The organism is Halanaerobium kushneri, from assembly GCF_900156285.1.
Classification (GTDB): domain Bacteria; phylum Bacillota; class Halanaerobiia; order Halanaerobiales; family Halanaerobiaceae; genus Halanaerobium; species Halanaerobium kushneri.
The window spans coordinates 34,271-46,840 of the sequence record NZ_FTNC01000002.1 but is presented as its reverse complement, the minus strand read 5'-3'; the positions used below and the strand labels follow the sequence as shown (position 1 = coordinate 46,840).

The window sequence follows — 12,570 nt, the reverse complement described above, 5'->3', positions numbered from 1 at the left end:
GGAGGTTTTAATATGCAGATATATCCTCTTAAATCACTAAGTATCGCTGAAGCAATCAAATTACAATATAAACTGGTAGATTCAATTCAGCGTGAATTTAAGGGCAGAGAACTTTTAAATGGGGGAGATTATGGGCTTGATCCAGAATTTAAAAAACCACGTTTTACAGCTAAGGTTGAAAATGTACTGGCAGATTTTTTTGCTGCCGAAAGAGCACTCTTAGTTAGAGGGGCTGGAACTGGTGCGATTCGTTCTTTTTTTAATGCCAATCTGGAGGTTGGGGCTGAAGTTTTAATTCATCAGGCTCCGATTTATCCAACAACAGAAGTTACATTTAAAAGTATGGATTTAAAGATAACCAAATTTGATTTTAACAGTTTAAATAAAATAGCTGATCAAAAACTGCTGCCGGACAAAGATTTTGCCGCTGTATTAGTTCAGCATAGTAGGCAGAAAATAGATGACAGTTATGATTTTGCTAAAGTTATAGAAATTATAAAGACTAAATACCCGGATACTCCTGTTATTACAGATGATAATTATGCTGCAATGAAGGTCGATCAGATCGGAGTAGAAGCTGGTGCTGATTTAAGCACATTTTCATTATTTAAACTGCAGGGCCCTCCAGGGATTGGACTGCTTGTCGGTAGCAAAAAATATCTTGATAAAGTTGAATCCATTAATTATTCAGGTGGCAGTCAGGTCCAGGGAACTGAAGCTTTAGCAGCACTGCGTTCACTGGTCAATACACCTGTTAGTCTTGCTGTACAGGCTCAGACTGTAGAAGAACTTAATCAGCGACTGCAGCAGGGAGAAGTGGCTGCTGTTAAAAACGCTTTTATTGCAAATGCTCAGTCAAAAGTTGTAATTCTAGAATTTGACAAACCAATAGCCAAAAAATTTCTAGAAGCAGTTAATGAGCAGGGTGGAGTTCCCTATCCAGTTGGTTCAGAATCTCGCTATGAGATTGGAGCTATGTTTTATAGAATTTCAGGAACTTTTCGAAAACAGAATCCAGAAGCCGAAAAATTTATGGTACGGATTAATCCGATGCGAGCAGGTGCTGATACCATAATTAGAATTATTAATCAAACCATATCCTCTTTAAAAAGGTAGGTATAATTATGTTTTTAGAAAAAATGCAGAAAAGAAATCCAGAATTAATAGAAAAAGCATTGTATTTACATCAAAATAATATTTTAGAACCAGATACATATATATTAGATTTAGATCAGATCCAGGCTAATTCAGCCTTAATGGCAGAGACAGCAGCAGAGAATAATTTGAAGCTTTATTTTATGAGTAAGCAGCTGGGAAGAAACCCTCTGGCAGCTCAGGCAGTAGTAGAAGCAGGTATCAAAAAAGCAGTAGCAGTTGATCCCTGGGAGGCCAGAACTCTAGCGCAAGCAGGAATTCAGCTTGGCAATGTAGGACATTTAGTTCAGGTTCCAACTTCTATGCTGGAAGAAATGATAGCTTATGAGCCAGAGATTATGACTGTTTACAGTCTGCAGAAAGCAGAACAGATTTCCAAAATTGCCCTGAGGCAGAATAGAGTACAACCAATAATGATCAGAATTTATAGTGAGAATTCTTTTAACTATAAAGGTCAAGTGGGGGGGTTTGATCTTAAAAATTTAGAGAAGTATATTCCTCGTTTAATAGAATTGGAAGGTGTTGAAATTAAAGGAGTGACAGCCTTTCCCTGTCTTTTATTTAATTATAAGAAGCAAAAAATTGAAACGACTCCTAACTTAGAGTTGGTAATTAAGACAGCAAAAATTTTAAATGATAAATATGGGCTGACAATTGAGCAGTTAAATACGCCAAGTGTCAGCTGTCAGAGTACAATTCCAATACTGGCTGATGCTGGAGCAACTCATGGAGAACCAGGTCATGCGTTGACTGGAACTACTCCCTATCATGCCTATCATGATGATGGCGAAAAACCAGCAATGATATATATATCAGAAGTATCTCATATTAAAAAAAGTCAGGCTTATACTTTTGGTGGTGGTTTTTACAGTCGTTCTCATCTCAAAAATGCTCTGGTTGCTTCCACTAGTGATCAAAACAGCCGGCGGATTTATCCCGCTTCTCAACCGGAAGCAGATATGATTGACTATTATGCCTCATTGGAAAATATAGACCAAAAATTAAAAGTGGGAGATACTGTTCTTTATGCTTTTAGAACTCAGATTTTTGTAACCAGATCCCGGGTTGCTGTTATTAGTGGAATCCAGCATGGTAAGTTAAAACTGCAGGGAATATATAGCAGTCAGGGCCGGTTAATAGACAAAAAAGGAGGTCTCAGATTTTGAAGCGAGTAATATTATTAATTCTAGATGGACTTGGGATTGGAGCAATGGATGATCTAGAAGCTCAGCAGCGTTTGCAGGATCAGACTGCTGATACCCTGGGAACTGTATTAAAAAATAATCAGGATTTAAACTTAAATAATCTTAACCAGTTTGGACTGCAGGCTGCCCATAATTTGAGTCATTTAACTTCAAAAAGTTCAAAAATACAGAAAAACAATTTAGAAAGTACTTATAATAGAGGTAATACAGAATTTGAAATCGAAAATCTTAAGGCGGCTTATACTTATGCTGCTTTAAGTTATGATGGTGCCGATACTTTTATGGGACATCAAGAAATAATGGGTTCCAGTCCAACTCATCCTAAAATACAACCATTTAGAGAAGTACATAAAAAAGTAAAGTATGCACTCGAAAAAAAGGGGTACCAGGTTAAAATACCTGAGCCAGACCATCCTTACCTGCTGGTTAATCAGAAAGTAGTTGTTGCCGATAATATTGAAGCAGATTACGGGCAAATCTATAATGTTAGTGCTTCTCTAGAAGAAATTGATTTTAAGGAGATACTTAAAATAGGGAAAATAGTTAGAGAAACTGTTAAGGTCAGTCGAGTAATTGCTCTAGGAGGAAAGAATACTGATCTAAGGCAGATATTAGAAAGTATTGAAAATGCTAATTCTGAAATTACAGGTGTAAATTCTACGGCCTCGGGAGTTTATGGTGAGGGTTATCGAGTTCTTCATCTGGGATATGGGATTGATTATAATAAACAAATAACTACAATTCTGGCAGAAGAAGGTATAGATGTACGGCTGATTGGTAAGGTTCAGGATGTAATTTATTGTCCGAAAGCAAAGAAAATGTTGCCAGCAGTAGCAACTGAAAAAGTACTGGAACTAATGCAAGAGGAAATGGATGAGTCTGATTCTGGCCTGATAGCCGTTAATGTCCAGGAAACTGACCTTGCAGGTCATCAGCAGTCAGATAAGAAATTTGCTAAAGTTCTGGAAATGGTTGATCAAAAACTGCCTCAGATAATAGCAAGTTTAAGAGAAGATGATCTTTTTATTATTACAGCTGATCATGGTAATGATCCTAATGTTGGTCACAGTCATCATACCAGGGAAAATGTCCCCTTACTGGTGTATCAAAAAAATATATCAGTTGAAGAGTTGAAACCTAGAAAAAGTTTGGCTGATATTGCTGCTACTATTGCAGATTATCTGGGGGTAAAGGCACCAGAAAGTGGTAAAAGCTTTATCTGAAATATTCAGTTTTATTCTACAAATAAATTATTAGTAACTGACTAACAAGCCTTTTAATTTATCAATAATAAATAATCGTCTAAAACCTTCTATTTTTAATTAATAGGGGGTTTTAGCATTTAATAAGAGCTTAAAATAAATATTTTTGAAATATATTTTCATAAAATATAAAATTACTTGAAATATATTTTCAAAAGTGTTAAACTCTTATTAAGAAAAGAAAGAAAATTTTGAATGGAGGTTTAAAGATGAATAATAATTTAGGAGAACTGGTTACAGAATCAGTTAATGAGAACTCCCAAAATATTGATCGAGTCAGTACAGAAAAGATGATAGAAATCATCAATAATGAAGACAAAAAAGTGGCAGCAGCAGTAGAAAAAGAAAAAAATAATATAGCTGCTGCAGTTGATTTGATTGCCCGGGCATTAAAAAATGGTGGTAGACTAATTTATATGGGTGCAGGTACAAGTGGAAGATTGGGGATTTTGGATGCATCAGAATGTCCTCCAACCTATGGAGTAAGCAGTAAATTAGTTCAGGGTTTAATTGCTGGAGGAGAGAAAGCAATTAGAAATTCAATCGAAAATGCTGAAGACAGCAAGGAAGAAGCTGTAGATCATCTTCAGGAGATTGACTTTGGTAAAAAAGATTTTTTAGTAGGAATTGCTGCAAGTGGCAGTACTCCTTATGTAATTGGTGGTCTGGAATATGCTCGTTCTCTGGGAGCTAAAACTGCTGCTTTAAGCTGTAATCCTGGTTCAAAAATAGCAGAAATTGCAGAAATTTCTATAGCACCAGTTGTAGGAGCTGAAGTTGTAACTGGTTCGACTCGTATGAAAGCAGGTACTGCTCAGAAGATGGTTTTAAATATGTTAAGCACAGCTACAATGATAAAATTAGGTAAAGTTTATAAAAATTATATGGTTGATCTTCAGGTGAAAAATAATAAACTGGCTGAAAGAGCTAAAAATATGATTATGGCAGTAAGTGAGGTGAGTTATAAAAAAGCAGAAAATTATTTGGAAAAAACAGATTATAATGTCAAGTTGGCGATTATGATGCTTAATACAGGACTTGAAAAAGAAGAGGCAAAAAAAGAATTAGAAAAGTATGAGGGACATTTAGCTGATGCAATTCAACATAATAAACATTGAGTTAAACTATAAGAATTAGTGTTTTTAATATTATTACACAAGGAGGAGTACAATGAATAATCAAGAGTTGGTTAAAAAAATTGTACAAAAATTGGGTGGAAAAGAGAACATAGCTGCAGCTACAAACTGTATGACAAGATTGCGAGTTGATCTCAAAGATGACTCTGTCGTTGATGTTAAGGAATTAAAATCTGTGGAAGGGGTTATGGGTGTTGTTGAAGATGAAACTCTGCAAATAGTTGTGGGGCCTGGAAAAGCCAAAAAATGTCTGGATATTTTAAAGAGAGATTATAAAATTTCATCTAATTTAGAGGTTGGAGAAGATTGGGAAAAAAATAAAGCTGCTATAAAAGGAGGGCAAAAACAGAGTAAGTTTAAAAGAGCTTTAAAAACTATAGGTAAAATTTTCATCCCTCTGATTCCTGCTATTATAGCAGCCGGTATTTTTAATGGATTTGCTGGTTTGATTACAAATTTACAGAATACAGGAAGTTTAGCTACTACTGATTTTTGGAACTTTATTCAGCTGCTTTTATCTTTACTTGGTGGATCGTTCCTCGGTTATTTAGCGATTTTTACGGGTATTAATGCTGCCAAACAGTTTGGAGCAACTGAGGGTCTTGGCGGTATGGTAGGAGCTCTAACAGTAATGGGGCAGATTACTAATATTTCTCAAATTTTTGGAATGTATGACACAGAAGTACCGCTTAATTCAATTTTAACAACCGGAAAAGGGGGAATAATTGGAGTTATCATTGGAGTATATATTCTTTCATTAATAGAAAAAAAGGTCAGAAAAATGATTCCGGATGTTTTAGACTTAATTGTAACTCCAGTTGTATCGATGCTCATTATAGCTCTGGCAATGATTTTTATTATTATGCCTTTATCGGGAGTTATTTCTGACTGGTTGGTGGGAGGATTAACTCTTCTTGTAGCTTCTCAAAATCCATTTGTCAGTGTGATTTCTGGTTATGTACTTGCTGCAGTATTTTTACCAATGGTTTTACTTGGTCTTCATCACGGATTAATACCTCTGTATGCTATTCAGCTTGAAAATATGGGTGGTGTTTCATTATTTCCAGTACTGGCAATGGCTGGTGCCGGTCAGGTTGGAGCAGCGATTGCTATTTATCTTAAAGCAAAAAAGACAGATAATAAAAAACTAAAGCAGATTATTTCTGGTGCTTTACCGGCAGGGATACTGGGGATTGGTGAACCATTAATTTATGGTGTAACTTTACCTCTTGGTAAGCCGTTTATTACAGCTGGTCTGGGAGCTGGTTTTGGTGGAGCGTTTGTTATGTTACAGAATGTAATGGCAGGTGCCTGGGGGCCTTCAGGTATTACAGCAATCCCTCTAATGAAACCTGGTTCAATGTTCAGTTATTTCATGGGGCTTGTAATTGCCTATATTGGTGGCTTTGTAGTTACTCATTTCTTTATTAATGACGAAGAGGTTGCTCAGTTAAAGTAATAATTTAGCTTATGGCTCCCCTTATTAGCGGGGAGCTTTTCATTATTTTATTTTTTATCTTTAATAAAAGGAGCATAAAAATATGTTAGGTATTTCAGTTTATGCAGGTTTAGATTTAAGTTTAGAGGAAAATATTAATTACCTAGAAGAGGCTAAAAAATTAGGAATTAAAAATATTTTTCTTTCTTTACACATTCCCGAGGTAAATAATAATTTTTTAAAGGAAGCTAAAGAATTAATTTCAGCTATCAATCGCCTTGACTTTAATTTAACTGCAGATATTTCAAAAAAATATTATAATAATCTGGATTTAAGTGAATTTAAATTTGATGCATTGAGATTAGATTTTGGTTTTAACAATCAGGAAATTGCTGAACTAAGTCAAAATAGTGATTACCGAATTAATCTTAATGCCAGTACTCTGACAGACTCTGATTTAAAAACAATAATATCTCAGGGAGGTAATCCTGAAAACTTTGAGGCCTGTCATAATTTTTATCCCAGGAAAGAAACGGGTTTATCTGAAGAATTAATATTAAAAAAGAATAATCTTTTAAAAAAATATGACATTAAAGTTGGAGCTTTTGTAGCTTCTAATCATAAAAAGAGGCCTCCGATAAAAGCCGGACTTCCTACTCTGGAAAAGCATCGTTTTTTAACTCCACTTATAGCAGGACAGGATTTATTAAAGTTGGGAATTGACAAAATATATATAGGTGATAGCAGAGCGTCTAAAGAAGAATTAAAGAATTTTAGTTCGATTAACAGCGAAGTGACAATTATCCCTCTAGATATCATTGGCAGTCTCAGTAAAGAGGAAATGAGGTTGCTAAATTTAGAACATAAAAACCGACAGGATCCTGGAGAATATATTATTAGATCTGAAACAGCCAGAAAAAATAAAAAGGAGAAAATTAAAGCTCATAATAATATTAAAAGATTTAAATATGCAGTTACAATTGATAACTATTTATATCAAAGGTATGAAGGTGATTTACAGATTCTAAAAAAAGAATATCCTGCTGATAAAAAAATTAATGTTGTTGCAGATGCAGGAAAAGCTGCCCTGATTATTGAAAAAATAAAAGAAGGAGATAAATTTAAATTTAAACTTAAAGGTGAGGAATAATGAAGGTAATATTAAAGATTAAAGAGATGTTTAATGATTTTACCACTACTGAGGAAAAAATTGCAAATTATATTTTAAAAAACAAAGAAAAAGTAACCCAATTATCAGTTAATCAACTTGCCCAGGCGGCAGATAGCAGTCCGGCTTCAGTAGTTAGGTTCTGTAAAAAAATTAATTACAAGGGCTATCAAGACTTTAAAATAGCATTAATTAAAGATTTACAGGAGACTGAAAATAATGATAAAGTAAAAGTTTATGATGATATAGCTGTAGATGACCAGGTTGAAGAAATAATGGAAAAAATAGCTCATGATAATTATAAAGTAATTAAAAATACCATTAACTTACTTTCAGTAAAGGAAATTGAAAAAGCAGTAAAAGCAATAGAAAATGCAAATAATATTTATATTTTTGGAATTGGTGCTTCCGGTCTGGTCGCAAAAGATTTACAGTATAAATTAATGCGGGTCAAAAAAACAGTTATTTATTATGCAGATACTCATGCTCAATTGTCTTCGGCTGCTAATATTGAAAGTAGCGATTTAGCTATAGCTATCTCATATAGTGGTCAATCTATCGAAGTATATGAGGCATTAAAAACTGCCAAGAAGCGGGGAGCAAAAACTATATCTATTAGTAAATATGGAGAAAATCCATTAAATGAAATAGCAGACATCAAACTTCAGGTTGCGGGAAGTGAAAAAAATCTTAGGTTGGGAGCAATCACCTCGAGAATAGCTCAGTTGACCGCTGTAGACATCCTATTTGTTGCTTTTGCCAAAAATGATTTTAGTAAAATAAGCGATTACTTAAGAAATACCAGGGAAAGTGTTGAGCAGTTTAAAATAAAGTAAGGGAAGAAAGGAACTACAAATGAGAAATAAAATTATTTTATCAACAATTTTATTATTTATAATATTATTTTCATCTCTTACTACTTCAGCAGTAAGTCAGGAACAGGAATTCGATATTTTTAATTTCTTAAAATTAGGAGGAGATTTTTTAATGAATTCTAAAATTGCAGAGATGTCTCTGGAAGAAAAGGTGGGACAGCTTTTTCAGATAGGATTTTCAGGACCGCAGGTTGATTCAAAAATAAAAGATATGATTGAAAATTATCATATTGGTGGAGTGATTTATTTCAGCAGAAATATAGAGAACCCAGCTCAGACTGCAGAACTTTCAAATCAGCTGCAGGAACTGGCAGTAAACTCCGGGGCAAAGCTGCCGCTTTTTATTTCGGCAGATCAGGAAGGTGGTACAGTTACTAGATTAAAAGGAGCCACGCATTTCCCCGGGAATATGGCTCTTGGTGCTGCTAATAATAAAGAATTTGCTTATTTAGCTGGCGAAGCTGTAGGTGATGAGCTAAAAAATTTAGGGATTAATGTTAACCTGGCTCCTGATCTTGATGTGAACAATAATCCTGATAATCCAGTGATCGGAGTTCGTTCGTTTGGAGAAGATCCTAAATTAGTTGCTGAACTGGGAACTTCCTATATTAAAGGGCTGCAGTCAAAAGGAGTTATTGCAACAGCTAAACATTTTCCAGGCCATGGAGATACAGCAGTTGATTCTCATCTGGATTTACCTGTAATCAGACATTCCCGCAGTCGTCTGGAAGAGGTAGAGCTTTATCCTTTTAAAAAGGCAATTGAGGCCGGGGTAGACAGTATAATGACAGCCCATATATATTTTCCGACAATCGAAAAGGAGAAAGGAATACCGGCAACTCTTTCTAAGGCTGTTTTAACTGATTTATTGAGGGAAGAACTTAATTTTAAAGGTTTAATTATTACTGATTGTATGGAAATGAATGCAATAGTCAATACTTTTGGTACTGTAGAAGGAGCTGTCAAAACAATAGAAGCTGGGAGTGATACTGTTTTAGTATCTCACAGTTACCAAAAACAAAAAAAGGCAATTAATGCTGTGATTAAAGCAGTAAAAAACGGAAGAATTAGCGAAGAGAGAATAAATCAGTCTTTAAAGAGAATTTTAAGCCTAAAGGGTAAGAGAATCAGTCTGGCAGAGCTTAAAGAAGCAGATGAAAATAAAATTAATTTTGCAGCTCATCAAAAAATTGCCAGAGAAATTGCAGAAAATGCAGTAACAGTGGTTAAAAATGAAGGAGTTCTGCCTCTAAAAAATATTGAATCAAAAAAGATCAGTGTAATTGACTTTGAAATGGGGCGAGTTTCTTTAGCTGAAGATGACGATAAAAAAAGAAATTTGTTTTTTAAATATTTACAGGAAGAATTAAATAAGGTAGAAAATATAACTTTACAAGAGGGACAAACGATTACTGTTAATAATAATAAAATAATTGACAGTGATTTAGTTATTGTCTGCACCTATAATGCTGCAGTAAACAGAGACCAGGCCAGAATCGCAGAAAAATTAGCTGCAAAATATGATGTTTTAGTTCTTGCTCTTCGTAACCCCTATGATTATAAATATCTGAATCAAACTCAGGCATTTATTACAACCTATGATTACAGTCCGGCCAGCCAGAAAGCTGCTGTTGATTTGATAAAAGGAGAAATCAGTGCCCGCGGGAAATTACCGATTAGTATTAAATAAAACAAAAGAAAGAATATTTCTTGACAGAATTACTTATCTATGTTAAAGTTATAAAAAACAATAAAACTTATCGCGAGAGGTGGAGGGACTGGCCCTTTGAAACCCGGCAACCAGCAGTTAGCTACTGCCCGGTGCTAATTCCAGCAGGAAGATTCCTGAGAGATAAGGAGTAAGTAAATTACCCACTCCTACTTTTAGGTAGTGGGATTTTTATTTTTTACAGACTTATTTACAGGCTGCAAGTAGAGTGATCACTCAATTTTATTGTTAATTAGAGAAGAGAAAATTAGAGGAGGAAATTAAATGAAATTCAAATTTGATACTTTAGCATTACATGCAGGTTATGAGGCAGATCAGAACAAAAAGTCAGCAGCAGTTCCAATTTATCAGACAACATCCTATACTTTTGATGACACAGACCATGCAGCAGATTTATTTGCTTTAAAAGAGGCCGGTGATATTTACACTCGAATTCAAAATCCGACTAATTCTGTACTGGAAAAAAGAATTGCTGCTCTAGAAGGTGGAGTAGGAGCTCTGGCAGTTTCCTCAGGACAGGCAGCAGAGGTTATTGCCCTTTTAACTATTTGTAATAATGGAGATCATATTGTCAGCGGCAGTTCTATTTATGGAGGAACCCATAATCTCTTTAAACATACCTTTAAGAATATGGGCATAGATGTTTCTTTTGTTGATTCTGAGGACCCCGAAACTTTCAAAAATGAGATTAATGAACAGACAAAGGCTCTTTATGTTGAAACAATTGGTAACCCATCTCTAACAGTACCTGATTTTGAGAGACTTGCTGAAATTGCCCACGAAGCAGGAGTACCGTTGATAGTTGATAATACTTTTGCTTCCCCCTATCTCTGCCGTCCCTTTGAATATGGAGCAGATATAGTGATCCATTCGACCACTAAATACATAGCCGGTCATGGGAATTCTATTGGTGGTGTTATTGTTGATAGTGGTAATTTTGACTGGGATACAGGGAGATTTCCTGGGTTGGTGGAACCGGATCCAAGTTATCATGGAGTTAAGTTTCAGGAGGAATTTGGAGAAGCGGCTTTTATCATTAAAGCCAGAGTACAGCTTTTAAGAGATTTAGGCAGTGCTCCCAGTCCTTTCAATTCTTTTTTGACAATTACTGGTCTGGAAACATTAGGCTTAAGAATGGAGCGTCATTCCCAAAATGCACAGGCAGTGGCAGAATTTTTAGCAGCTGACAATAGAGTTGACTGGGTTAGTTATCCCGGGCTTGAAAGTCATGACACACATCATAATGCTAAAAAATACTTAGAAAATGGTAGTGGTGGTATGGTAGCATTTGGCATCAAAGGTGGCAAAGAAGCAGCAGAGAAGTTTATCAATCAGCTTGAACTATTTTTACATCTTGCCAATGTTGGAGATGCAAAATCTCTGGCAATTCATCCAGCTAGTACTACACATCAGCAGTTAAGTGATGAAGATTTAAAGAAAACAGGAATTTCGCCGGAATTAATCAGATTATCAATTGGAATTGAAGATATTGCAGATATTAAAAATGATCTCGATCAGGCTCTAGCAGCATCGGAAAAGTAATGTTAAGTATAAATTAAATATTTGTCTTTAAGTGCCGGGAGAAAGTTTCTCAGTGATTGAATAGGGGAACTTTTTTCCGAACTTGTAAATTAAAAATTTCTAAAAAGATTTTGAGAAGCTAGGAGTGAGAAGAAATGCCAATTAAAATACAGGATGAATTACCAGCAGTAGAGACACTTGAGAATGAAAATATATTTGTGATGAAAGAATCTCGGGCAACTCATCAGGATATTAGATCACTAAAAATATTAATTTTAAATTTAATGCCGACTAAAATAAAAACAGAAACTCAAATTTTGCGGCTGATAGGTAATTCACCTCTGCAGATTGATATTGATCTGATGCATCCGGCCAGTCACAATTCTAAAAATACATCTGAAGAACATCTAATTAAATTTTATAACACCTTTGAAGAAATAAAAAACAATAAATATGATGGAATGATTATTACTGGGGCTCCAGTAGAAACTCTGGAATTTGAAGAGGTAGATTACTGGGATGAGCTTCAAAAAATAATGGATTGGAGTCTGCATCATGTTTTTTCTACTTTTCATATTTGTTGGGGAAGTCAGGCTGGACTTTATTATCACTATGGAGTACCCAAATATCCTTTAGAGGAAAAAATGTTTGGAGTTTTTCCACATTATAAGACTAAAAAACATGTTAAACTGATGCGTGGTTTTGATGATTTATTTTATGTTCCTCATTCCCGGCATACAGAAATTAAAAAGAAGGATATTGAAAAAATATCTGAGCTTGAAATTCTGGCGGAATCTGAGGAATCAGGTATTTATCTTGTTGCCAGTAAAAATGGCAGGCAGGTATTTGCTACAGGACATTCGGAATATGATCGCGAAAGCCTGCAGGATGAATATCTAAGAGATATTAATAAAGGAATGAAAATTGCACCACCCAAAAATTATTACAGAGATAATGATCCGGAAAAGGAAATAGTGATGCGCTGGCGCAGTCATGCCAATCTTTTATTTGTTAACTGGTTGAATTATTATGTCTATCAGGAAACTCCATTTGATTTGAGTAAACTGGCATAAATCCTGGA

Annotated in this window: 10 protein-coding genes and 1 riboswitch; all 10 genes read left to right on the top strand. The window is 34.9% G+C overall.

Annotation, left to right across the window (positions count from 1 at the left end; all coding sequences use genetic code 11):
* The first annotated feature begins 12 nt into the window (after positions 1–12).
* The 10 genes from BW929_RS02080 to metA all read left to right on the top strand — a co-directional run bounded on the left by BW929_RS02080 (position 13) and on the right by metA (position 12,562).
* Entirely contained in the window at positions 13–1,116 is a 1,104-nt protein-coding gene (locus tag BW929_RS02080) for an aminotransferase class V-fold PLP-dependent enzyme (protein ID WP_076543719.1), read from the top strand.
* Positions 1,117–1,124: 8 nt separating this feature from the next.
* Positions 1,125–2,321, top strand: a complete 1,197-nt coding sequence (locus BW929_RS02075; RefSeq protein WP_076543718.1) for a YhfX family PLP-dependent enzyme — start codon at positions 1,125–1,127, stop codon at positions 2,319–2,321.
* Positions 2,318–3,583, top strand: a complete 1,266-nt coding sequence (locus BW929_RS02070) for a phosphopentomutase (protein WP_076543717.1) — start codon at positions 2,318–2,320, stop codon at positions 3,581–3,583. Before BW929_RS02075 ends, BW929_RS02070 begins: the two co-directional genes overlap by 4 nt.
* Positions 3,584–3,831: 248 nt before the next feature.
* Entirely contained in the window at positions 3,832–4,740 is a 909-nt protein-coding gene (gene murQ / locus BW929_RS02065) for an N-acetylmuramic acid 6-phosphate etherase (RefSeq protein WP_076543716.1), read from the top strand.
* A gap of 52 nt (positions 4,741–4,792) precedes the next feature.
* On the top strand, positions 4,793–6,217 hold the full coding sequence (locus BW929_RS02060; RefSeq protein WP_076543715.1) for a PTS transporter subunit EIIC: 1,425 nt from the start codon (positions 4,793–4,795) through the stop codon (positions 6,215–6,217).
* An 82-nt stretch (positions 6,218–6,299) separates the two neighbouring features.
* Complete coding sequence (locus tag BW929_RS02055) at positions 6,300–7,346, top strand: MupG family TIM beta-alpha barrel fold protein (protein WP_076543714.1); 1,047 nt, start codon at positions 6,300–6,302, stop codon at positions 7,344–7,346.
* Complete coding sequence (locus tag BW929_RS02050) at positions 7,346–8,200, top strand: MurR/RpiR family transcriptional regulator (RefSeq protein WP_076543713.1); 855 nt, start codon at positions 7,346–7,348, stop codon at positions 8,198–8,200. Before BW929_RS02055 ends, BW929_RS02050 begins: the two co-directional genes overlap by 1 nt.
* A 151-nt stretch (positions 8,201–8,351) precedes the next feature.
* Positions 8,352–9,929, top strand: coding sequence for a beta-N-acetylhexosaminidase (gene nagZ, locus BW929_RS02045; protein ID WP_076543855.1), 1,578 nt, complete (start codon positions 8,352–8,354; stop codon positions 9,927–9,929).
* A gap of 64 nt (positions 9,930–9,993) precedes the next feature.
* Positions 9,994–10,098, top strand: a riboswitch (SAM riboswitch).
* Between the two features lie 134 nt (positions 10,099–10,232).
* Entirely contained in the window at positions 10,233–11,510 is a 1,278-nt protein-coding gene (locus BW929_RS02040) for an O-acetylhomoserine aminocarboxypropyltransferase/cysteine synthase family protein (protein WP_076543712.1), read from the top strand.
* Positions 11,511–11,644: 134 nt separating this feature from the next.
* Positions 11,645–12,562 carry a homoserine O-acetyltransferase MetA gene (metA, locus tag BW929_RS02035; RefSeq protein ID WP_076543711.1) on the top strand — a complete coding sequence of 306 codons (918 nt, stop codon included), beginning with the start codon at positions 11,645–11,647 and terminating at the stop codon, positions 12,560–12,562.
* The last annotated feature ends 8 nt before the right edge of the window (positions 12,563–12,570 follow it).